Annotated in this window: 23 protein-coding genes and 1 pseudogene; 12 read left to right on the top strand and 12 right to left on the bottom strand. The window is 72.8% G+C overall.

Annotation, left to right across the window (positions count from 1 at the left end; genetic code table 11):
- Positions 1-52 precede the first annotated feature (52 nt).
- Entirely contained in the window at positions 53-1,174 is a 1,122-nt protein-coding gene (locus ACZ7OH_RS05790) for a S1 family peptidase (RefSeq protein ID WP_470279793.1), read from the bottom strand.
- Between the two features lie 331 nt (positions 1,175-1,505).
- Here ACZ7OH_RS05790 and ACZ7OH_RS05785 point away from each other — a divergent pair.
- A pseudogene (locus ACZ7OH_RS05785) lies at positions 1,506-1,748 on the top strand (hypothetical protein); the annotation flags it as partial.
- Between the two features lie 358 nt (positions 1,749-2,106).
- Here ACZ7OH_RS05785 and ACZ7OH_RS05780 read toward each other — a convergent pair.
- From ACZ7OH_RS05780 to ACZ7OH_RS05760, 5 genes are all read right to left on the bottom strand, one after another.
- Positions 2,107-2,436 carry a hypothetical protein gene (locus tag ACZ7OH_RS05780; RefSeq protein ID WP_470279792.1) on the bottom strand — a complete coding sequence of 110 codons (330 nt, stop codon included), beginning with the start codon at positions 2,434-2,436 and terminating at the stop codon, positions 2,107-2,109.
- A gap of 165 nt (positions 2,437-2,601) precedes the next feature.
- Positions 2,602-3,795, bottom strand: coding sequence for a GGDEF domain-containing protein (locus ACZ7OH_RS05775; RefSeq protein ID WP_470279791.1), 1,194 nt, complete (start codon positions 3,793-3,795; stop codon positions 2,602-2,604).
- Positions 3,796-3,905: 110 nt separating this feature from the next.
- Positions 3,906-5,588, bottom strand: coding sequence for a sulfatase-like hydrolase/transferase (locus tag ACZ7OH_RS05770; protein WP_470279790.1), 1,683 nt, complete (start codon positions 5,586-5,588; stop codon positions 3,906-3,908).
- Between the two features lie 93 nt (positions 5,589-5,681).
- The gene (locus tag ACZ7OH_RS05765) at positions 5,682-6,083 is read right to left on the bottom strand and encodes a PPOX class F420-dependent oxidoreductase (RefSeq protein WP_470279789.1); all 402 of its coding nucleotides are present in this window, start codon (positions 6,081-6,083) and stop codon (positions 5,682-5,684) included.
- The gene (locus tag ACZ7OH_RS05760; RefSeq protein ID WP_470279788.1) at positions 6,080-7,000 is read right to left on the bottom strand and encodes an NmrA/HSCARG family protein; all 921 of its coding nucleotides are present in this window, start codon (positions 6,998-7,000) and stop codon (positions 6,080-6,082) included. The genes ACZ7OH_RS05765 and ACZ7OH_RS05760 overlap by 4 nt, the downstream gene beginning before the upstream one ends.
- Before the next feature lie 203 nt (positions 7,001-7,203).
- Here ACZ7OH_RS05760 and ACZ7OH_RS05755 point away from each other — a divergent pair, with 203 nt between their 5' ends.
- From ACZ7OH_RS05755 to ACZ7OH_RS05725, 7 genes are all read left to right on the top strand, one after another.
- Positions 7,204-7,398 carry an antitoxin gene (locus tag ACZ7OH_RS05755; protein WP_364466844.1) on the top strand — a complete coding sequence of 65 codons (195 nt, stop codon included), beginning with the start codon at positions 7,204-7,206 and terminating at the stop codon, positions 7,396-7,398.
- A 191-nt stretch (positions 7,399-7,589) separates the two neighbouring features.
- Positions 7,590-8,759, top strand: coding sequence for a VanZ family protein (locus ACZ7OH_RS05750; protein WP_470279787.1), 1,170 nt, complete (start codon positions 7,590-7,592; stop codon positions 8,757-8,759).
- A 101-nt stretch (positions 8,760-8,860) separates the two neighbouring features.
- The gene (locus tag ACZ7OH_RS05745; protein ID WP_470279786.1) at positions 8,861-9,247 is read left to right on the top strand and encodes an STAS domain-containing protein; all 387 of its coding nucleotides are present in this window, start codon (positions 8,861-8,863) and stop codon (positions 9,245-9,247) included.
- A 92-nt stretch (positions 9,248-9,339) separates the two neighbouring features.
- Positions 9,340-9,735 carry an ATP-binding protein gene (locus tag ACZ7OH_RS05740; RefSeq protein ID WP_400909373.1) on the top strand — a complete coding sequence of 132 codons (396 nt, stop codon included), beginning with the start codon at positions 9,340-9,342 and terminating at the stop codon, positions 9,733-9,735.
- Positions 9,728-11,359 (top strand): PP2C family protein-serine/threonine phosphatase, encoded by a 1,632-nt coding sequence (locus ACZ7OH_RS05735; RefSeq protein ID WP_470279785.1) that lies wholly within the window; start codon positions 9,728-9,730, stop codon positions 11,357-11,359. Before ACZ7OH_RS05740 ends, ACZ7OH_RS05735 begins: the two co-directional genes overlap by 8 nt.
- Entirely contained in the window at positions 11,356-12,426 is a 1,071-nt protein-coding gene (locus tag ACZ7OH_RS05730; protein WP_470279784.1) for a cobalamin B12-binding domain-containing protein, read from the top strand. Before ACZ7OH_RS05735 ends, ACZ7OH_RS05730 begins: the two co-directional genes overlap by 4 nt.
- Complete coding sequence (locus ACZ7OH_RS05725) at positions 12,423-12,770, top strand: STAS domain-containing protein (RefSeq protein WP_470279783.1); 348 nt, start codon at positions 12,423-12,425, stop codon at positions 12,768-12,770. Before ACZ7OH_RS05730 ends, ACZ7OH_RS05725 begins: the two co-directional genes overlap by 4 nt.
- Here ACZ7OH_RS05725 and ACZ7OH_RS05720 read toward each other — a convergent pair.
- On the bottom strand, positions 12,767-13,531 hold the full coding sequence (locus ACZ7OH_RS05720) for an MBL fold metallo-hydrolase (protein WP_470279782.1): 765 nt from the start codon (positions 13,529-13,531) through the stop codon (positions 12,767-12,769). The two genes, ACZ7OH_RS05725 and ACZ7OH_RS05720, sit on opposite strands and share 4 nt — an antisense overlap.
- 15 nt (positions 13,532-13,546) lie before the next feature.
- Between ACZ7OH_RS05720 and ACZ7OH_RS05715 the strand changes: the two genes are divergently transcribed.
- Positions 13,547-13,894 carry a MerR family transcriptional regulator gene (locus ACZ7OH_RS05715; RefSeq protein WP_470279781.1) on the top strand — a complete coding sequence of 116 codons (348 nt, stop codon included), beginning with the start codon at positions 13,547-13,549 and terminating at the stop codon, positions 13,892-13,894.
- Here ACZ7OH_RS05715 and ACZ7OH_RS05710 read toward each other — a convergent pair.
- Positions 13,875-15,929, bottom strand: a complete 2,055-nt coding sequence (locus ACZ7OH_RS05710; protein WP_470279780.1) for an MMPL family transporter — start codon at positions 15,927-15,929, stop codon at positions 13,875-13,877. The genes ACZ7OH_RS05715 and ACZ7OH_RS05710 overlap by 20 nt on opposite strands.
- Positions 15,930-16,003: 74 nt before the next feature.
- Between ACZ7OH_RS05710 and ACZ7OH_RS05705 the strand changes: the two genes are divergently transcribed.
- From ACZ7OH_RS05705 to ACZ7OH_RS05695, 3 genes are all read left to right on the top strand, one after another.
- Positions 16,004-16,456, top strand: a complete 453-nt coding sequence (locus tag ACZ7OH_RS05705; protein ID WP_470279779.1) for a MarR family winged helix-turn-helix transcriptional regulator — start codon at positions 16,004-16,006, stop codon at positions 16,454-16,456.
- A 124-nt stretch (positions 16,457-16,580) separates the two neighbouring features.
- Positions 16,581-16,706, top strand: coding sequence for a hypothetical protein (locus tag ACZ7OH_RS05700; protein ID WP_470279778.1), 126 nt, complete (start codon positions 16,581-16,583; stop codon positions 16,704-16,706).
- Positions 16,707-16,853: 147 nt separating this feature from the next.
- Positions 16,854-17,273, top strand: a complete 420-nt coding sequence (locus ACZ7OH_RS05695) for a hypothetical protein (RefSeq protein ID WP_470279777.1) — start codon at positions 16,854-16,856, stop codon at positions 17,271-17,273.
- Positions 17,274-17,328: 55 nt separating this feature from the next.
- On the opposite strand, the gene ACZ7OH_RS05690 is transcribed toward ACZ7OH_RS05695, so the two are convergent.
- From ACZ7OH_RS05690 to ACZ7OH_RS05675, 4 genes are all read right to left on the bottom strand, one after another.
- On the bottom strand, positions 17,329-17,955 hold the full coding sequence (locus ACZ7OH_RS05690; RefSeq protein ID WP_470279776.1) for a DUF4360 domain-containing protein: 627 nt from the start codon (positions 17,953-17,955) through the stop codon (positions 17,329-17,331).
- A 182-nt stretch (positions 17,956-18,137) separates the two neighbouring features.
- Positions 18,138-19,001 (bottom strand): spermidine synthase, encoded by an 864-nt coding sequence (locus ACZ7OH_RS05685; RefSeq protein ID WP_470279775.1) that lies wholly within the window; start codon positions 18,999-19,001, stop codon positions 18,138-18,140.
- Positions 19,001-19,360: an adenosylmethionine decarboxylase gene (gene speD / locus ACZ7OH_RS05680; RefSeq protein WP_364466869.1), complete on the bottom strand. Its 360-nt coding sequence runs from the start codon at positions 19,358-19,360 to the stop codon at positions 19,001-19,003. The genes ACZ7OH_RS05685 and speD overlap by 1 nt, the downstream gene beginning before the upstream one ends.
- Positions 19,353-20,495 (bottom strand): type III PLP-dependent enzyme, encoded by a 1,143-nt coding sequence (locus ACZ7OH_RS05675; protein WP_470279774.1) that lies wholly within the window; start codon positions 20,493-20,495, stop codon positions 19,353-19,355. The genes speD and ACZ7OH_RS05675 overlap by 8 nt, the downstream gene beginning before the upstream one ends.
- Between the last annotated feature and the right edge of the window lie 18 nt (positions 20,496-20,513).

The following is a 20,513-nucleotide window of genomic DNA, read 5'->3' as shown; positions in this document are numbered from 1 at the left end:
GTACCTACCGGCGGCGGCCGCCGGATTCATCGGCCGCCGCCGGAGATTTTTCCTACGCCGTGACGAGGGACAGGCCGTAGGTCTGCAGGATCTCGTTCACCGGCTGGAACCACGTCTCGCCGCCGGAGCTGCAGTTGCCCCAGCCGCCGGAGGTGACGCCCTGGGCCTGGTCGCCCGTGATGAACGAGCCGCCGGAGTCACCGGGTTCGGCGCAGACGTTGGTGCGGGTGACCTGGTAGACGGCGCCTTGGGAGTAGTTGACTGTCTCGTTGAGCCCTTCGACGACGCCGCAGTGCCAGTGCGTCGTCGAGCCCGAACGGCACACCGACGTCCCGACGGGCGCGACCCACGAGCCGCGGACGAGCGCGTCGCTCACCGTGCCCCAGCCGAGCACGACCGGCGCGGTCCACCAGCCGTTGCCGATGCGGATGAACGAGTAGTCGTTGCCGGGGAAGGAGGAGCCGGCGAAGGTGCCCATCGCCGAGCCGTCCCAGCCGACCACCGAGCTGCCGACGCCACCGCAGTGCCCGGCGCTGACGAAGCCGCCCTGCACGGAGAAGCCGATCGAGCAGCGCGTGTTGCCGTTGATGTAGTACGGGTCGCCGCCGACGGTGCCGGCCGAGAACGGCTCGGCGGCCGGGGTGGTCGCGACGGTGACCGGGCCGGCCTCGCGGGCTTTCGCGAGGAAGGCGTCGACGTCGGCGCCGTGCGCGCCCGGCCGCAGGGTGACGACGACGCTGCCGGCGCGCGGGTCGGTGCGCCAGCCGCTGACCGCCGCCGGCGCGGGGTTCGCCTTGGCGGAGGCGTCGATCGCGGCTTTCGCGGCGTCGAGCTTGGCGGCGCTTACCTTGGCCGGCGCGGCTTCGGCACCGGCCTGCCGGACGGCGTTCGCCGCGGCCGGGTCGGTCACGCCGACGACGAGCTTGCCGAGCGCGGGATCGAACCAGGCACCCCCGAACGCGGCACCGGCGGCCTTCTGGGCGGCCGGCATCACGCGTGCCGCGGTGACCTCCTGGCCGAGCCGGGTTTCGGCCTGGGTGGCGGTCAGGCCGAAGTCCCGTTGCATGGCGGCGATCAACCCGGGCGACGCGACGGCCGGGCTGAGCGAGGAGGACGCGAGTGACGCGGTCAGGACGGCGGCGCCGCCGAGGGCGAGGGCGATTCTTCGACGCATGAGGTCTCCTTCGGGCAGGGGGAAAGAAACACACCGTGGGCCGAGTGTGCGGGTGGTCGCGGGAGTGGTCCAGAAATGTCCGGTCTTCTGTCCGGAATTCGCGGAGGCGAACAACTGTCCATTGCGGACTCTGGACATGGATGCGTTGCGAGACAGAGGTTTCGGGCGCGCGAGAGAAGCGCGAACCGGTGTCTCCCGTCCGCGCCGACGAAGGTCTGGACCAAGTACAGCACGCGGGTGCCGGGCGCGGGGGGAACCAGAGTCTGCGGGGCAGCAGACGTGCATGACCGTCCCCCCGAGAGCCCGTTGACAGGCGTTCACCTCGCAGGAGACCGTCTTCGTCGAGCTCACCACCGCCGACGGGAACACCGGCCTCGGCTGCTCCTACACGATCGGCACCTGCGGCAGCTCCGTCGTCCTGCTGCGGGACCACCTGCTCTCCCGGCTCCTCGGCCGGGACTCGCGGCTGGCCGGAGCGCTGTGGCGGGACCTCTTCGCCGCCACGCGGGCGACGAGCGTCGGCGCCATCACCTCACTCGCCGGGCGGGACGGGGTCAAGGTGAAGATCGGCTAGCCCGACGACCTCGAGTGGCTCACCGTGGTCCGCGAGGCGGTCGGGCCGCGGCTGGACCTCATGGTGGACGCGAACCAGTCGATGACGGCCGCCGAGGCCGGCCGACGACGTCAGCGGGCACGCCCGGCTCCGCCGTGGATCAAGGTCGCCCACATGGCCGAAGCCTTCACCGTCGACGTCTGCCGAACGGCCGGTACGTCGAGCACATCCCCCAGCTGCGAGCGATCCCCCCGGAAACGCCCGGGCTCGGAATCGACTGGGACCGCGACGCGATGGACGACCGCCGCACCTCGTGAAACGCGGACAGGGCTCCGTCCGGCCACCCGGGAATGGGCGACCGGACGGTTCTGCGCGCGAATCAGATTTCGTCGACCCGGTAGGCCACCACCCGCGCCGGGACCAGCAGCGCGCCCGAACATTCCGCCACCGCCGGACCGAATCCGTACGGCACGAAATCGCCGGCCACGAACCAGAACGCGCTGCCGTTCGCGCACTGCGCGATCACGCGGTACCCGTAGCCCTCACCGGGGAAGCAGCTCACCGAAACGCCTTCGCCGAAGAGGGTTCCGTAGCGCTCGCCGAAACAGCCGGGTGGCGCGAAGTCGCCGCCGGCCGCGGCCGCGGGCACGACCGACAACCCGAACAACGAAAACACAGCGACCCCGAGAACCGCCAATTTCCTTCGCATGCACACTCCTCAACGCGGAGAAACCCGACGTTATGAAGCGTAGAAGCGCGGAAGAATTACCGGCAATTCATCGGGCCAGTGAATGCGCGCAGCGGAAAGTCACCACGCTGCTCCATCCGGGCTAGCCCGCGACCCTGGACGGATGGCGGGCGGGGCCGCAATTCCTCAACGGCTGACGCAAACCCGATCGCGGCCGGCGTTCTTCGCCGCGTAAACGGCCTTGTCCGCGGCGCCCAGCACCTCGTCCACCGCGCGGCCCGCGGCCGGGTGCACCGCCACCCCGATCGACACCGAGAGCCCGGCGATCCGCGTCCCGTCCGCCGCCGCGACGGCCAGCCCCGCCACCGCGTCGCGGATCCGTTCGGCGACCGCGACGGAGTGGACCTGCCCGATGCCCGGCAGCAGCACGACGAACTCCTCCCCGCCGAACCGGCCGACCGAGTCGTAGACCCGCACCTCGCCCCGGACCGCGTCGGCCACCGCCCGCAGGACGTCGTCGCCCGCCAGGTGCCCGTAGGTGTCGTTGACGCGCTTGAAGTGATCGAGGTCGAGCATCAGGATCCCGCAGTCGCCGCCGGCGCGCGCCGCCCGGCTCAGCTCGGCCTCGGCCCGCGCCCGCCACTCCCCGCTGGTCAGCAGCCCGGTCTTGGGGTCGCGGGCCTGCAGTTCCAGCCGCCGCCCGAGCTCGCCGCGGTGCAGCAGCACGACCGGCAGTACCAATAGCGGGACCAGCCACGGCCGCGCCGGCAGCAGCGCCGCCGCCACGATGCCGAGGCACAGCGTCGCCGCGTCCAGCAGGTTCTCCGACACCGATCCCGCCAAGGACAGGAACGGGCGGCCCGGCTCGTGGAGCTTGAACCCGACCATCACGAGCAGCGTGTTGACCAGGCCCAGCGTCAGGCCGGACGCGATCGGCCCGGCCACGCCGGCGACGGCCCCGGCGGCGAAGACGGTGACCACGAGCGTGGCGGCCGAGCACGTCGCCCGGTACAGCCTGCTGCCCGGCACCCCGCCCGCCGTGCGTCCCCAGAGGTGGCCGTAGACCACCACCGCGAGGACGGCGGCCAGGACCGGCGGCAGCACGAGCGCCCCGGCGAAGTACCACACTGAGGCGACGCTGACGTGCGGGTTCCGGGACAGGAACCGGCGCATCCGCTCGGCCTTCGCCGACAGCTCGGTCTGCACGACCGCCGACGCGAGCAGGACGGCGAAGAAGAGCCACTCCCGCGGGGCCGGTTTCGTCGAGGGCACGGCCAGGACCAGCAGCGCGACGGCGCCGGCCTCGATCGCCAGGTAGTAGGGCACGACCCCGGGCGGCGCACCGCGGTACGCGAAACGAGACTCCCCCTGCTGATCCACTTACCCTCCCGTGTCCGTGGATCGGCCGGGCTCCCCCGCCCGGCGGCTCCAGGATAGGCGCACCGGGCGCGTCCCCGGAAGCCACCGGACGGAGTGTCCTCAGTGGACGGTCAGTGGGCGAACGCGGTCAGGAAGCGGTCCCGGAAGGAGTCCATCTTCCAGACCGGCGCTTGCGCGGCCGGGTGCAGGCCGTCCGTCCAGCCCCAGCCGGAGATCCGGTCCAGCACCTTCGGGTCCTTGGCGACGATCGTGATCGGCACGTCGTGCACCGCTCCCTGCGGCGTGACGACCGGCGGCTGGTGGTCGCCGAGGAACACCAGGACGGTGTTGTCGTCGCCGTAGTGCTGCATGAACGAGATCAGCGTCTTCAGCGAGTAGTCGGTGGCGTCGCGGTAGGCGTCGCGGATCTTCGCCGGGTCCTTCCAGACCGACTCCGGTGCCTCGCCCGCGGCCGGCTGCGGCGCGAAGACCGAGCCGTCGCCGACCTGGTTCCAGTCCACCAGCCAGGGCCGCGGCGACCACGGCGCGTGGCTGGAGACGAGGTCCACCTCGGCCATCACGGGCTTGTCCGCGCTCTTCGAGAGCTCGTTGCGCTGCAGCATCGAGAACGTGTACTGGTCGGGCATCGTGGCGTAGGCGTACCCGGGTCCCTTGTACCCGATGTTCCGGAAGTCGTAGTAGGCGTCCGGGTGGTAGAACCGCTGTCCCTCCGGCCAGTCCTTCGTGTGCGCCGGGACGTCCCAGACGGTCTTCCAGCCCGCCTTCTGGAAGGCGCCGCCGAGGGTCAGCCGGTCGCTGTCGAGGAGCTTGTTGTACCGCTGCTGGTTGTCGATCCACATGCCGGACTCGACGGTGGAGTGGGCGAGCCAGCTCCCGCCGCCGAACGTCGAGGAGGACAAGAACGCGCTCTTGGCGCCGATGCCCGCCGCGCGCAGCTCGGCCGTGCCGGCGTCGAGCGTGGCGCCGATCTTCGGGGCGATGGCGGGGTCGTCGAGCGCGATCCGGCCGTAGCTCTCGACGAAGGTGAGCACGACGTTCTTGCCGCGCAGGCCGGTGAGCAGCTGGTCGCCGGGGGTGGTGCGGAACGCGTCCTCGGCGGCGACCTCGCCGAACGGACGCTGCTCGCGCAGGTCGGCACCGACCTGGCGCAGGTCGCCGTAGGCGAGGGCGGCGGCGCTCTGCGCGGCGACCGGCTGCCCCGGCGCGATCTCGACCCCCAGCACCGAGCAGACGATCCAGACCACGCCGAGCACCGCCACCACCCGCGTCGCGCCGGTCCGGCGCCCGGCGGCGATCCGGCTCAGCCGCAGCATCGCCAGCACCATCAGCACCACGACGGCGACCACGAGCACCCCGGCGCCGACGAGCGCGGTGATCGCGCCCGCTTCGCCGATCTGCCCGGCGAGGAACTCGACCCCGGCACTGAAGAAGCTCCAGTCGTAGACCGGGTCGAAGGGCTTCTCCAGCGTCGCGTAGAAGCCCGTGTCCAGCGCCTTCAGCACGACGAGCAGCCCGAGCACCAGCCCGGTGAGCACCGCGACGACCCGCCGCGGCCGCGGCGGCAGGACCAGCAGCAACGCGGCGACGACGACCCCCTCGACCGGCACCCGCACCAGCGCTTCGGCCGAGAAGGACGTCAGGTCGTCCGGGGACAGCAGCGCGAACAGCACCAGCAGCGCGGCGAGCGCGGTCACGACCACCCCGGAGACGGCGTGCCGCCGCCCGGTCCGGGGCAACCCGAAGTCGGGCAGGGGTACGGCGGCCGGGGTGGCCGGGACGGGCTTTCCAAACATGCGGGCCTCACGTCGATCGCGGCGGTGACCGCCCGGCCCGTGCGGCGGGACCGGCGATCCTCACCCGGTATACGGCCTGGGGCCCCGGCTGGTTCAAGCGGCCTCCTTCGGCGGCCAGTCGTACTGCCTTTCCGGGACGATCCGGACGATCACCCGCTGCGCGTCCGGCTCGGGCGGTGGCGTATTCCCGCCCATGTACCGGTCGTACATTTCGTGCAGCAGCACCTTTTCCGGATCGTCGGCGATCTCGACGGTCCCCCGGAGCTCGACCCACCGGCCGGGGTGGGCCGACACCAGCAGGCTGACCCGCGGGTCGCGTTCCATGTTCCGGGTCTTCAGCCGCCCCTTGATGGTGCTGAAGACGACGGTGTCGCCGTCGCGCTTGACGAAGATCACCGACGACTGCGGCCGGCCGTCGGCGTTCGAAGTGGCGAGCACGGCCGTGTGCGGCCCGTCGAGCACCTCGCGGGCGGCTTCGGTGAGGGACAGGGTCATCGGAACGTCCTTTCCGGGGTTTCGGCCAGCCACTGCCGGAAGGTCAGCAGGCCGGGGTGGAGGTCGCGGACCGCGGCCGGATCGCGCGCACCCGCGTACGCGGCTTCGAAGTCCTGGGTGAACCGGAACATGTTGCCCAATTCGGCGGGAAAGACGCTCGCGGGGACGTCCTGGAACCGCACCGGTTCGCCGAGGAATGTGGCGAACGCGGCCGCGAGCTCGGCACCGGTGAGGTTTTCGCCGGTGATGCTCACCGTTTTCCCCGCCAGCTCCGGACGCCGGAGGATCGCGTGGGCGCAGTGGCCGATGTCCGCCACCGCGATGCCGGGCAGCCGCGCCGAACCCAGCGGCAGGGCCAAGGTGAGAACTCCGTCTTCGCCGCGGCGCGGGCCGCCGTCGAAGAAGTTCTCCCAGTAGAACGCCGTGCGCAGGAAGGTCGTCGACGCGGCATCGAACTCCGCGTCGGCCGCGCCCTTGGCGTCGTAGTGCGGGACCAGGTAACCGCCGGGCAGCACCGGCATCCGCTCGTCACCGGGCGCGACGAACGTCCGGGTGTCCTCGAACGTCGACCACACCACGTGCCCGACGCCGGCGGCCCGGGCCGCCGCGGCCATCGTGGCGGCGTGCGCGGTTTCCCGTTCCGGTGGGTGTTCCTGCGCCGCGGTGACGCAGAAAGCGCCGTACGCGCCGGTGAAAGCCGCCTCGACGGACGCGGGGTCGTCGAGGTCCGCGGCCACGACTTCGGCGCCCAGCCCGGCCAGTTCCTTCGCGCGCGGCGAACCCGCGTCGCGCGTGATGGCCCGGACGGTGAAGGCACCGTCGGGGTCCGCGGCGATCGAGCGGACCAGCCCGCCGCCCTGCCGCCCGGTGGCGCCGACGACGGCGACCACGCGTTTCTCTTTCAGGGAAGTGCTCATGCCCTTACCGACCGGGCCCGCGCCGGAAAGGAATCGGCCGCTACCCGGACACGCCGGTTCCAAACCCCGTCGAAGAGCTTTCACCCGGGAAAGGGGCGGTAATACCCACGACAGGTGAGGGAATGCGGCCATTCGGTTGCGAGCCGGTTGCGCCGGTGTTCTCCTCGGGGTGTCCGAAGATCGGATTCCGAACGGAGGCACCGATGAACCTGTTCGACAAGGCCAAGGAAGCGCTCGGCAAGCACCCGGACCAGGCCGACCAGGGCGTGGACAAGGCCGCCGACGCCGCCAAGCAGCGGTTCGGCGAGCACGCCGACAAGATCGACCAGGGCTCCGAGAAGGTGAAGGACTACCTGCACAACCAGGGCGGCGGGCAGCAGGACGCGCCCCCGCAGTGAGCCCGGCCCGGCCGCGCCCCGCGGCGCCGGGTGCGGAGATCAGCCGGCGCAGCGGGGGGCCGCGACCCGGCCTCCCCGCCGCGCCGGCCACGGTGTCCGGACCCGGGGCGCGCTGAGCCCGATCCGGTGCGCGCCCAGCCGTCCGGGGGAAGCACGCTTCGTTCCCCGTCCGGCTGGGTACCACCGGCTCCGTGGTCGCCACCTACCTCGTCCCCGTCCGGACGGCCCTGATCCTCTTCCCGTTCCTAGTGCTGGCCGTCATGCTGCCCGCCGCGTTCGTCAGCTACCGCCGGCGCGGCCGGGCCGGCGGCTGGCCGACGTTCGTCTTCTACACGTTCCTCTTCTACCTGCTGGCGATCGCGATGCAGACGGTGCTGCCACTGCCCGCCGACTCGGCGTACTGCGCGGGGCACACCTACGCGAGTTCTCCGCAGTTGCGGCCCTTCTACTTCGTCGAAGTCGTGTCCCAGCGCGCCCGGGGGCACTGGAGCCCCGGCGCGCTACTGCACAACCCGGCGGTCTGGACCACCGCGCTCAACGTCGTGATGCTGGCGCCGCTGGGGTTCTACGTCCGCTACGCGCAGCGGATGCGGCTCGTGCCCGCGACGCTGATCGGCTTCGGCGTCTCCCTGTTCTTCGAACTGACGCAGCTGACCGGCCTGTGGTTCGTCTACCCGTGCCCGTACCGGCTCTTCAGCGTCGACGACCTGATCCTCAACACCGCCGGCGTCGTCGTGGGCTGGCTCGTCGCCGGGCCGCTCGGGCGCCTGCTGCCCTCGCCCGAGCCGGAGCACGACCGGCGCCGCTACGCCGCGAAGGTCACGTTCACCCGGCGGCTCTTCGCGCTGGCCACCGACCTGCTCGGGTTCGCCGCGCTGCTCGGCTTCCTGTTCGGCCTGCTCACGCTGTTCGGCGAGGACCTGACCCACCGCGACACACCGGTCGTCATCCTCGCCCTCGTCTGGTTCGTGGTGCTGCCCGCGGTGACCGGGTCGACACCCGGGAAGCGGGCGATGCTGCTGCGCGTGGTGCGCCGCGGCCGGCGCCGGGCCGGGCCGATCGCGCTGCTCGTCCGCAACGGCATCCTGCTCTCCCCGCTGTGGCTGACGTGGCTGGTGCTGGACCTGGACCACTGGGACCTCGGCAGCCACCCCGAGCGGCTGCTCCTGCCGGTCGCGCTGGCCGCGTCGGTGTTCGTCGTGGGCGTCTGGACGCCGCTGGCCGTGCTGCTCGACGGCGAGCACCGGGCGCCCTACGAACGGCTGACGCGGACGGTCAACACGGCCATCGTGCCGGACGTTCCGGAGCCCGGCGCGGCCCCCGAACCGGCCCGGCGGGAGGAAGTCCTCAAAGGACGGTGACCGGGGCACCGGGCTGCCCGGGCCCGGTGGCGCTGGTAGATTGCGTCGGAAGCAGGTTGAGCCGCCAGCCCGCGTTCCCGATCCCCCATCCTGGAGCCTGCATGACGACCGACGCAACGCGGCCTCGGCAGCGGTACTCCGGTGACGGCTGGTCGCTCGACGTCGGCGAAGGCGGGGACCCGCTGATCATCACCCTGCGCGGTGAGTTCGACTTCGCGGTTTCCGCGAAGCTGGCCGAAGCGCTGCCGGCCGAGCCGGGCGCCGACCACGTCGTGCTGGACATGGCCGACGTCGAGTACTGCGACTCCAGCTGCCTGCAGGTCCTGCTGCTGCTGGGCAGCCGGCTGCGTGGGGCGGGCGGCCGGCTGGCGGTCGTGACGACCGTGCCCGCCGTGCTCCGGCCGATCGAACTGCTCGGCCTCGGCGACGTCATGCCGGTGCACCCGAGCGTCGCCGCGGTCCGCGCTTCCTGGGCCGAAGAAGCATGACCTCCTCCGATACCCGTGTCGGCGGGCCCGGATCCGGGCATGAAGAAGGGGCAGGGTTCTCCCCGAAGCCCGGCGCGGCGAAGGAGGCGGACGTGAACCGGAGACCGATCCGGCACGAGCTCGGCATCACCGCCGAGCTCACCGAGCTGGCCAAGGTCCGCCACTGGGTCCGCACGGTCCTGCGGGAGCTCCCGGCGAACGTGGTCAGCACCGCGGTGATGGTGGTCGACGAACTCACTTCGAACGCGCTGCGCCACGGCCGCGCGCCCTACCACGTGCGCCTGCTGCCCGGCGCCGCGAAGCTGCGGATCGAGGTCGACGACGGCGGCGGCGAACCCGCCCGCCGCCGGACACCGTCCGACCAGGGCGGCCGCGGGCTCCTGCTGGTGGAGCGCTGCGCGGCGGCCTGGGGCCAGCTGCGCCGGCCCAGCGGCAAGACGCTGTGGGCCGAGCTGACCACCGACGACCCCGCGGGTGCGCGTGGCTGACCCGGCGCGCACCGCGCCGGCCGTCCCGGACACCGGCGACCTGGGCTGGGCGGCCGCGCCCGTGGCGGCCGTCTGCGCCGACACCACCGGGGTCGTCCTCGCCCTCAACGAGGCCGCCCGCACGCTCTTCCCCGCGGCCGGGCCCGGCCGCCGGCTCGCCGAGACCGCGGCGGGCTGGCTGGCCGGCGCCCACGACGACCACCACGGCGACGAGGTCGTCCGCGGCGACGTCGGCGATCGGTCCTTCGCGGCCCACCCGATCCGGCACGGCGAGTCCGTCACCTGGTGGCTGGTCGACGAGACCGACGCCTGCGCGGCCCGGGACTCCCTCGCCCGCGAGCGGGAGCGCACCGCGTTCCTCAGCGACGCCTCCGCCGCACTGCTCGGCTCGCTCAACCTGGACCGCTGCATGGAGGTCGCCGCCCGGCTCGCCGCGCAGCACCTCGCCGACGCCGCTCTGGTCGTGGCGCCCACCACCGGCGGGAGCTACCCGGCCGTCACGTGCGTGCGCGACGGGGAACCGACGCGGTCCCTGCTGGAGATCGACCCGGACGAGCTGCCCGGCCTCGGTGAGGCGCTGCAGGGCTTCCCGCCGGTGCCGTCGCGCTGGCTCGACCCGGCCGCGGCGCCCGGCTGGGTGCTGCCGGCGGGCTTCGGCCCGGTCGGCTCGATCGTCGTCACGCCGCTGCCCGGTCACGGCGTCCCCGCCGGCGCGCTGGTGCTGCTCCGCCGCGGCGACCGGGCGTCGTTCACCGACTCCGAAGAGCTCTTCGCGCGGCTGTTCGCGGCGCGGGCCGGCGCGGCGATGTCGGCGGCGCGTGTGTTCGCGCTGCAGGCGTCGATCACCGACACGCTCATGCGCGAGCTGCTCCCGCCGACGCTCGAGCAGCTGGGCGGGGTCGAGTTCGCCGGCCGCTACCGCCCGGCCCGCGACGGCGAGCGCATCGGCGGCGACTTCTACGACGTGCACTCGGCGGTCACCACCGGGGGCGACGGGTCGCTGGCCGTGCTCGGCGACGTCTGCGGCAAGGGCCTCGAGGCCGCGGTGCTGACCGGCAAGATCCGCACCACGCTGCGCGCCCTGCTGCCGATGGCCGACGACCACGAGCGGCTGCTGAAGCTGCTGAACCGCACGCTCGCCGACGGCCGGAACGCCCGGTTCGTCACACTCGTGCTCGCCTCGGCGCGCCGCGAGGGCGCCACCGTCCGGCTGCGGGTCACCTGCGCCGGCCACCCGCCGCCCCTGATCGTCCGGGCCGACGGCCGGGTCGAGGAGGCCGACACCCACGGGAGCCTGATCGGCGTGCTGCCCGAGATCGAGTCGTCCGGCACGGACGTCACGCTCGACCCCGGCGAGACGTGCTTGCTCTACACCGACGGGATCGTCGAGGCGCGCGGCGGCCCGCTCGGGGACGCGATGTTCGGCGAGGACCGGCTCCGGCAGTCCCTCACCGAGTGCTCGAACATGCCCGCCGACGCCGTCGTCGAGCGGATCCAGATGCTGGCGTCGCAGTGGATCGGCCGCGGCGCCCACGACGACATGGCCGTCCTGGCGATCACCGCGCCGCGCGGCCAGCACCTGGCCGCGGTCGGCGGCCACGGTCGCGGGAGGTACACGGCATGAGCACCCCCACCCGCGCGCCCGGGGTGGCCGAGCACGCCGAACGGCTCTGGGACGCCGTCACGACCGGCGACGAGTACGCCGCCGGTGACGTCGTGGTCCAGGCGCTCGGGGCCGGCGCCGACCCGGAGAGCCTGCTGCTCGACGTGATCGGCGCGGTCCAGCGCAAGGTCGGGCAGGAGTGGGCGGCCAACCGCCTGACCGTGGCGCAGGAGCACGCGGCGACCGCGATCAACGACCGCGTCATCGCGACCTTCGGGTACGTGCTGAAGCGGCCGGAGCCGCACCTCGGCCGGATCACCGTCGCCTGCGTCGACGGCGAGTGGCACGCGATGCCCGCCCGGCTTCTCGCCGAGGTGCTGCGGCTGCGCGGCTTCCGCGTCGACTACCTCGGCGCACAGGTGCCCGCCCCGCACCTGGTGGCCCACCTGCACCGCACCGGGCCGGACGCCGTCGCGCTGTCCGGGTCGATCGCGACCCGGCTGCCGACCGCGCACGCCACGATCACCGCGTGCCAGGCGGCCGCGACGCCGGTCATCGCCGGGGGTGCCGCGTTCGGGCCCGACGGCCGGTACGCCCGGCTGCTCGGCGCCGAGGCGTGGGCGCCGGACGCGCGCACGGCGGCCGACCGGCTGACCGAGCCGCTCCCCCGCCCGCACGCCGGGCACCAGCCGCTCGACGACCTGCCGCACCTGGCCGACCAGGAGTACACATTGGTCAGCCGCAGCGCGGCTCGGCTGGTCAAGGCCGTGCTGGCCGGGCTGGAGGAGCGCGTCCCGGCCATGCGGACCTACACCGACCTGCAGCGCCAGCACACCGCCGAGGACCTCGCGCACATCGTCGAGTTCCTGGCGACCGCGCTGTACGTCGGCGACGAGGAGCTGTTCACCGGCTTTCTGAGCTGGACGGCCGGCATCCTCACCGCGCGTGGCGTCCCGGCCGCCTCCCTGGTCCCCGCCCTCGAGCTGCTCGAGGCGGAGCTGCGCGACTTCCCGCGGGCCACCGGCCTGCTCCGCGCGGCACGCACGCACGTGGCGGGCCCGGCCGCCGGATCGGCGGTCCCGGCATGACGTTGACCTGCACGTGGGCTGCGCCGGACGGCGAACCGGCCCGCGTCACGATCACGGGCCCGCTCGAGTTCGCCACGGCCGGGTCGCTGCTGCGGCTGGTCACCGACCGGCTGGCCGGCCTCCCGGGCGTCCGGGACGTGCGGCTCGACTGCGCCGGGATCGCCTTCTGCGACTCCTCCGGGCTGTCGACCCTGCTGCTGGTGCACCGCGCGGTGACGGGCGCGGGCGCCCGGCTGCACCTGGACAACCGGCCGGCGTCGCTGGACCGGCTGCTGGCCCTCACCGGCACGACGGACTATTTGACCGGCGAAACCCGGCAGTCCCGCGCCCGGCTCGACTCCTAGGCGCGCAGGCGGGCCAGCTCCCACGGGTCGTGGGCGCTGAAGACCGTCACCTCGTCGCCGTGGCCGCGGACGAGCTCGCGCAGCCGCGCCTGCGTGCCCAGGCGCAGGTCGTGGTGGATTTCCGAGCGGGTCTGGACGACGTCGAGGACCGGGTGCGGCATCGGGGCCGCCTCGAGCTCCCGGTGGTAGTAGTACGCGTCGCCGCAGTGCAGCAGCCACCGCGAGCCGTCGTGGACGGCGACCCCGGCGTGGCCCGCGGTGTGCCCGCCGAGAGGGACCAGCCGGATGTCCGCGCGCACGCCCCTGAGCTGCACCGACGCGAAGCCGAACCAGTCGTCGCCGGAGGGCGGCTCGTAGGTCTCCCACTCCGGCTCGTGCGCCCAGTGCGCGGGCCGGTAGCGGAAGCTCGGCGCTTCGGCCAGCGCGGCATCCCGCTCGGCGGCCAGGACGTGGACCCGCGCGGCCGGGAAGTCGGGCAGGCCGCCGCAGTGGTCGACGTCGAGGTGCGTGACGACGACGTGCCGCACGTCTTCGGGCGCGAAGCCGAGCCGGGCGACCTGGCGGACGGCGGTCTCGTCTTCGGCCAGCAGTGGCTGGGCCATCGTCACCCAGTCGCCGCCCAGGGTGGCGGCGGGGTCGCGGACGTCGTCGAGGCCGAGGCCGGTTTCGACGAGGACGAGACCGTCGTGGTCGGTTTCGGCGAGCAGGCAGTGGTTGACCGCGGGCGCGGGCGGCAGGCCGGGAGCTTCGATCTGCCGCACGGACCCGCAGTTGAGTTGAAGTCCGGGCTGGCGCCCTCGGCCCTGCGGTTCTACGAGAAGCGCGGGCTCGTCGAACCGGCCGGCCGCAACGGCCTGCGCCGCACCTACCACCCGGACGTCCTGGGCCGCCTCGACCTGATCGCCTGCGCCCGCGGAGCGGGGTTCACGATCGCGGAGATCGCCCGGTTCCTGGTGGCGACCCCGAGCGACGACGCGCTGCGCGAGCGGATGGCGGCCAAGGCGACCGAGCTGGACGACACGATCGGCAGACTGTCGCGGATGCGCGACAGCCTGCGGCACGCGGCCGGCTGCGACCACGTACCGCTCGTCGAGTGCCCGGACTTCAAGCGGGCGATTTCGTAGCCTTCGCCAGCTTCGACGGCCACCAGACGCGGCGCCCGACGTCGACCGTCAGCGCGGGTACCAGCAGCGACCGCACCAGGAACGTGTCCAGCAGGACGCCGAACGCGACGATGAACGCGATCTGGGCGAGGAACAGGATCGGGATCACCGCGAGCGCCGAGAACGTCGCGGCGAGCACCACGCCCGCCGACGTGATCACGCCGCCGGTCAGCGACAGCCCGCGCAGCGTCCCTTCGCGCGTGCCCCGGGTCAGCGCCTCTTCGCGGACCCGCGTCATCAGGAAGATGTTGTAGTCGATGCCCAGCGCCACCAGGAAGACGAACCCGAACAGCGGCACCACCGGGTCCGCGCCCGGGAAGTCCAGGATGTGGTTGAACACCACGGCGGACACGCCCATCGTCGCGGCGAACGAGAGCACCACGGTCGCGATCAGCAGCAGCGGGGCGAGCAGGGACCGCAGAAGCAGGGCCAGCACCAGGAAGATGACCAGCAGCACGATCGGGATGATCAGCGCGCGGTCGTGCTCCGAGGTCTTCTGCGTGTCGAGCTGGATTGCCGTCGGGCCGCCGACCTTCGCGTTCGCGCCGGGGACCGCGTGCACGGCGTCCCGCAGCCGCCCGACCGTCGCGACCGCCGCCTCGGAGTCGGCCGGGTCGTTCAGCACCGAAAGGATCTGAACGCGGCCGTTCACCACCTCGGGCAGCGGCACGGACTGCGCCACACCGTCCATTGTGGACGCCTTGAGCACCGCGGGCACCGCGTCCGCGTCGGCGATCGTGATGGCGGGCGCACCGAGGCCGCCCGGGAAGTGCTTGCCGAGGATGTCCTGCCCGGTGCCGGATTCGACCTGGGTCAGGAAGACGTCGGACTGCGCGGTGCCGGACGCCTTGAGCTGCGGCAGGAACGCGACACCCACGCCGAGGACGAGCGCCGTCACCACCCACACCGCGCGCGGGCGGCGGCCGACCAGCCCGGCCACGCGACCCCAGATCCCGGACGTCTCGGGGTGCGGCGAGCCGAGCGCCGGCTTGAACGGCCAGAACGCGCCGCGACCGCACAGCGCCAGCACGGCGGGCAGGAACGTGGTGGACGCCAGCAGCGCGGCACCGATGCCGATCGCCGCGACGGGCCCGAGGCCCTTGTTCGAGTTCAGGTCGCTGAACAGCAGGCACAGCACCCCGAGGATGACCGTGCCGGCGGAGGCGGTGATCGGTTCGAGCGTCGCGCGCCACGCGAGTTTCAGCGCGTCGAAGCGGCTCGGCGTGTCCCGCAGCTGTTCCCGGAACCGGGCGACGGTCAGCAGCGCGTAGTCGGTCGCCGCGCCGAACACGAGGATCGAGAGGATGCCCTGGCTCTGCCCGTTGAGCGCGAGGACGTCGTTCTTCGCCAGCAGGTAGACGACGAGGCTGGCCAGCCCGAGCGCGAACACCGCCGACAGCAGCACGAGGAACGGCAGCAGCGGGCTCCGGTAGACGACGATGAGGATCAGCGCGACGACCCCGCCGGCGACGAGCAGCAGGATGCCGTCGATGCCGCCGAAGGCCGTCACCAGGTCCGCGATCTGCCCGGCGGGCCCGGTGACCAGCACGGTGAGCCCCGCCGGCGCGCCGGTCAGCTTCGCGCGGACCTCCTTGACGACGTCGGCGGGGTTGCCGCCGGCGAGGATCGGGACGGCCAGCTGCACGGCCTGGTCGTCGCGCGGCGCCTTCTCGGGTTGCCCGAGCGGGCCGACGACACCGGGCACGGTGCCCAGCTCCCGGGCCTTGGCGTCGAGGAACCGGCGGTCTTCGGCGGTCAGGCCGGTGGTGCGCTCGGCGACGACGGTCGCGGGCAGCACCTGGCGCGGGCTGAAGGCCTTCTGCTCGTCGGAGACCTCGGTGGCCTCGGCCGAACGCGGCAGGAAGGCGGCGTTGTCGTTCTTCGCGACTTCGCCCAGCTTCCCGGCGAACGGGCCGCCGAACCCGCCCAGCCCGAGCCAGGCGACCACCAGGAGGGCGGGGATCAGCCAGCGGAGCCGGCGCGGCTTGTCGTTCATGGTCGCTAAGGTCCTTTCGAGGGCGAACACGCCCAATTGTTCAGCAAGCTGAACATTCTGCACGACGACCCGGAGTGACGGTGAGCACAACCCCCGAACCCGACCTGAGCACGTGGCCGACCGGCCGGCTCCTGGCCGTGGCGGCACGCCTGGTCGAGCACCGCTGGGCGGCGGTGCTCGACGACCTGGGGCTCACCCACGCGGGGCTGATCGCGCTGCACACCTTGCGCGACGGGCCGCTCCCCCAGCGGACGCTGGCCCAGCGCTGCCAGGTGACCGACCAGACGATCAGCCGCACCCTCGACCGGCTGGCCAAGGCGGGGTTCGTCACGCGCACCCCGGACCCGGCGGACGCCCGGCGGCACGTCACCCGGCTGACGGCCCGCGGGCGCGCGGTCCACGAACGGGCGGTGCGGGCCGAGCCCGCGGTGCTCGGCGACCTCGCCGAGGACGCCGCGTTCCGGGCCGGGTTGCTGCAGGTGATCACCCGGCTGTCCGCGGCGGATCGAGACCAACCGGTGACCTGACCGGCTCCGCCCAGGCCAGGCCCCGATCAGCGGGCTTTCGACAGCCACCAGCGGGCCCCGCCGCCGTCATCGCGGCGATTCATCTCCGGCGGGCCTGGGTAGCTCTTCTGGCATGTGGATCGCGGTGAGCACCCCAGTGGCCCTCCTGATCGCTACCGTCCTGATGGAGCGGTTCGAACGACGATGCACGCTGGCCCCCGCCGCCAAGGGCGAACCGGCCGAGCTGCCGGCCGCGGGCGCGCTCGACTAGCGGCCCCTCCGTCCCCTGTGGACGTGCGAGCGGCTCCCTGCCGACTGTGATCCACGTCTCACTCCCCTTCGCCGAGAACCCCGGGCCCGTCCCGCGGCGACTGACGAAGCAGATCCGGCGAACCCCGGATCCAGGGAGGAGAACACCATGCGCAGCAGGACCACCCGCACGGTGACCGGGCTGGCCGCGGCGGCCGGGCTCGTCACGGCGGTGACCATCGGGATCGCCGGCGGCACGTCGGCGGCCGCGGGGACCACGGAGGGGACCATGACCACCCAGCCACCCAAGGGAGCGCGAGCCACCGTCGAGGTGACGCCGAACCCGACCACGCACCGCGGCCAGGAAGTGACCATCACCGGCAGCTGCGGCGGGGGCACCGGCCTGAAGTCCGTCCTCGGCGGCTTCCCGGAGCACCCGGCGCTGGAGAACATCCGGATCGTCGACGCCGGGCCGGACCACTTCGTCGCCAAGGCGAACGTGGCGCAGCACATCGGCAACGGCGTCGGGCCGGTCTTCGTCGACTGCGGCGGCGAAGCGGGAGTGACACTCCTGGTCACCCACGTCTAACGCGAAGCGGCCCGCTCACCGGCCTGGTTCCGATGAGCGGGCCATTTCCCGCAATTCAGCAGGTCTTCCACGCGAAGTGGTAAATCGTGTCCACGCTCGCGTGTTCGGAATCCATTTCGATGTAACTCGTTCCCTCGGCCGTACCCGCGTCCGCACGCAGTTCCGCATTGATGTTCAGGTTGCGGTCTTCACCGCACGGGGCGAACACGAGCGCCGCCACGTCGGTGGTGTCCGTCGCGCGCCACACGCCGTGGAACGGGCCGGGGAAGGTGTGCCGGACCCGCGCGGTCGGCGCCGTGCCCGTGAAGTAGTAGTTGGCTTGCTCGAGCGCGCTCGCTCCGCTCTCGATGTGCGCGAAACCGCGGTAGTCGGCTTCGGCGATCGCGTACGTGAACCCTTGCGGTACATGGACGAGCACGTTGATCTGGCAGTTCTTCCGGGCGTCGAGCGCGGACGCGCCACCGCCGGCCTTGGCGGTGAAGTTCGTGTAGTGCACCGTGAACGACGTGTTGTCGGACGCGACGTCGGCCGTCGCCGTGGCCGTGCCCGCCGGGCAGCCCGACCCGTTGATCGTCTTGACGTCGAGCGTGATCTTTTCGGCCGGAGCCGACGTCGCCGGGGAATCGACGGGTGCGGCGAGGGCGGACAGAACCATTCCGGCTACGACCAACATACCGAGCATGACGCTCCTCCAAATGGGCCACGATGCCTTTTGATCACGATGATCGCGCGCGGAACGGATCGTAGCGCGATCGCAACCTTTTCGACGGCCACTGAACGGAGTAACACGACAACGCGGAGTGCGGGAAATCCATTTCCCGCATTTTATCGCTTCAATACTCGCTTATGTCGGACAATCATCGGTCACGACTGGTCCGGACCACTGGCGTGCCGGAGCGAGTACGGCGGAGTCGTGCCGCCGAGCAGCGCTTCGGCGTCCAGCGTGGCCGCGCCGCTCCCCCGCTCCGCGAACCGCCGCGCCACCAGCGCGCCCGGGTCGTCGACGACGTCGGCGCGGCCGGTCAGGAACGCCCACTCGTGCTCGTCGGAACCGAAGTACAGGACCGTCCCGAACACCTCGCGGAACCGCCGCCACGCCGCGAGCAGCGTTTCGTTGCGCCACAGGGTCGGGCAGCCCGCCTGGCAGGTCACCACGCCGCCGGGCGCGAGGACGCGAGCGCAGCGGCCGAGGAAGTCCGTGCCGTACAAGCGGTTGTGCTGCGCGTCCGGGTCGGTGTTCTCGTCGGGGAGGTCGATCACGACGACGTCGTAGGTGTCGCCGCGGGCTTCGGCCGCGGCGAGGAACGCCCAGCCGTCCTCACAGGACACCCGGATCGGCCCGGTGCCGCGGGCGAGGTCCGCGGTCGTGTAGCCGTAGGGCAGGTGCTCGGCGCAGGCCCGCACGGCCCGCTCGTCGATGTCGACGTGGTCGACGAGCGTGGCGCCCGCGGCGACCGCCAGCTCGGAGGCGACGCCCTCGCTCGACCCGATGATCAGCACCCGCCGTACCCGCTCGGCCAGCAGGAGCGCGGGCACCATCAGTGCCTCGTGGTAGACGAGCTGGCTCGCTTCGGTGCTCTGCCGTTCCCCGTCGCAGAACAGGGAAATGCCCTGCGCGGTCGTCCCGATCAGCACCTCCTGGTACGGCGTGCGCTCGTGGAAGCGCACCTCGCCGACCTCCCAGACGCGGGTGAGCCCGGCGCCGACCGGTTCGTGGATCAGGGGCATCAGCGTTCTCCCCGGTGCAGGACGGACAGGTGGACCGAAGCGGCGTCCAGCGATTTCGCCAGCAGCCGCAGCGCGTGCTCGGGGTCGGCCCGCGAGCCGCAGGTGAAGACGTCGGCGAACAGCGAGCCGTGCTCGGGGTAGGTGTGCACCGACGCGTGCGACTCGGCGAGCAGCGCGATCACCGTGGCCCCCTGCGGCACGAACCGCTTGGCCACGACGTCGACGACCGTCGCACCCGCCTCCGTCACCGCCGCCCGCAGCAGTTCGCCGAGGCGAGCCGCGTCGTTGAGCAGGCCCGGGTCGACTCCGTGCAGCTCGGCGAGCACGTGGCGCCCGGTGAACCGGCCGATCTCAGGCATCGCCCCACCGCCCGACGCAGTGGGTGCGCAGCGGCTCGATCCCGTTGAAGCCGACCGACGCGTAGCTCGCGGTGTAGGCGCCGGTGCCCGGCAGGTCGAGCCGGTCGCCGGTGGTCAGCGACAGCGGCAGCTCGTACGGCGTCCGCTGGTACAGGACGTCGTCGCCGTCGCAGGTCGGCCCGGCGAGCACCACCGGCCCGCTCGGCCCGTCGTGCGCCGCCACCGGCTCGAACCGGTAGGCGATCGCCTCGTTCTCGGCTTCGGCGAGCCCGTTGTAGCGGCCGATGTCGAGGTACACCCAGCGCCGCTCGCCGCGGTGCGCGACCAGCACGACCTCGGCGCGAAGCAGTCCCGCGTCGGCGACGAGGACCCGGCCCGGCTCCAGCATCAGCTCGGGCCGCTCACCGGGGAAATACGTGTCGAGCGCCGTAGCGATCCTCGCCGCGTACGCGGCCAGCGCGGGCACCGCGGTCCGGTGGGCGGTCGCGAAGCCGCCGCCCAGGTTGAGCCGCGTCATCGCGACGCCCTGCGCCGCGGCCTCGGCGAACAGCTTCGCCGCCGTGGCGATGCCGATCTCCCACGCGCCGGCGTCCGGCTGCTGCGACCCGACGTGGAAGGCGATGCCCGGCCGCAGCCCGCGCGCGGCCGCCCGCAACACGAGGTCGAGGGCCTCGGCCGGCTCGCAGCCGAACTTCCGGCCGAACGGCGTCACCGAGTCGGGCGCGTCGAGCAGCACCCGGATCGACACGGCCGAGCCGGGCGCGTGCGCGGCCAGGTGGTCGACGTCGGCCGCGGCGTCCGAAGTGAACTCGCGGACGCCGCGTTCGAAGGCGTACGCGATGTCCCGGGGTTTCTTGATCGGGTTGCCGTAGGCGAGGTCAGCCGGGTCCGCGCCGCGCTCCAGGCACAGCGCGAGCTCGGCGGGCCCGGCGACGTCGAAGCCGAGCCCGGCCGCCACCAGCGCGTCGAGCACCGGCGGCGCCGGGTTGGCCTTGACCGCGTACCGGATCAGCGCGTCCGGGAACGCCGCCCGGACCTCGCGCGCCCGGGCCGCGACGGCGTCGGTGTCGACGACGAGGCACGGGGTCGGCGGATCCCGTTCGTCGAGGAACCGGCGGAGGGGGTCGGCGCACACGGCGCCAGTGTCGCAAAC

Source organism: Amycolatopsis sp. NPDC114478 (genome assembly GCF_055633805.1).
Note: the sequence above shows the minus strand (reverse complement) of the source record. Positions and strands in the feature narration are given on the sequence as shown.

What these genes read in the sequence shown, in the direction of transcription:
- ACZ7OH_RS05790 (WP_470279793.1), bottom strand. Translation starts at nt 1,174, where the DNA reads ATGCGTCGAAGAATCGCCCTCGCCCTCGGCGGCGCCGCCGTCCTGACC.
- ACZ7OH_RS05780 (WP_470279792.1), bottom strand. Translation starts at nt 2,436, where the DNA reads ATGCGAAGGAAATTGGCGGTTCTCGGGGTCGCTGTGTTTTCGTTGTTC.
- ACZ7OH_RS05770 (WP_470279790.1), bottom strand. Translation starts at nt 5,588, where the DNA reads ATGTTTGGAAAGCCCGTCCCGGCCACCCCGGCCGCCGTACCCCTGCCC.
- ACZ7OH_RS05765 (WP_470279789.1), bottom strand. Translation starts at nt 6,083, where the DNA reads ATGACCCTGTCCCTCACCGAAGCCGCCCGCGAGGTGCTCGACGGGCCG.
- ACZ7OH_RS05760 (WP_470279788.1), bottom strand. Translation starts at nt 7,000, where the DNA reads ATGAGCACTTCCCTGAAAGAGAAACGCGTGGTCGCCGTCGTCGGCGCC.
- ACZ7OH_RS05755 (WP_364466844.1), top strand. Translation starts at nt 7,204, where the DNA reads ATGAACCTGTTCGACAAGGCCAAGGAAGCGCTCGGCAAGCACCCGGAC.
- ACZ7OH_RS05745 (WP_470279786.1), top strand. Translation starts at nt 8,861, where the DNA reads ATGACGACCGACGCAACGCGGCCTCGGCAGCGGTACTCCGGTGACGGC.
- ACZ7OH_RS05730 (WP_470279784.1), top strand. Translation starts at nt 11,356, where the DNA reads ATGAGCACCCCCACCCGCGCGCCCGGGGTGGCCGAGCACGCCGAACGG.
- ACZ7OH_RS05725 (WP_470279783.1), top strand. Translation starts at nt 12,423, where the DNA reads ATGACGTTGACCTGCACGTGGGCTGCGCCGGACGGCGAACCGGCCCGC.
- ACZ7OH_RS05710 (WP_470279780.1), bottom strand. Translation starts at nt 15,929, where the DNA reads ATGAACGACAAGCCGCGCCGGCTCCGCTGGCTGATCCCCGCCCTCCTG.
- ACZ7OH_RS05695 (WP_470279777.1), top strand. Translation starts at nt 16,854, where the DNA reads ATGCGCAGCAGGACCACCCGCACGGTGACCGGGCTGGCCGCGGCGGCC.
- ACZ7OH_RS05690 (WP_470279776.1), bottom strand. Translation starts at nt 17,955, where the DNA reads ATGCTCGGTATGTTGGTCGTAGCCGGAATGGTTCTGTCCGCCCTCGCC.
- ACZ7OH_RS05685 (WP_470279775.1), bottom strand. Translation starts at nt 19,001, where the DNA reads ATGCCCCTGATCCACGAACCGGTCGGCGCCGGGCTCACCCGCGTCTGG.
- speD (WP_364466869.1), bottom strand. Translation starts at nt 19,360, where the DNA reads ATGCCTGAGATCGGCCGGTTCACCGGGCGCCACGTGCTCGCCGAGCTG.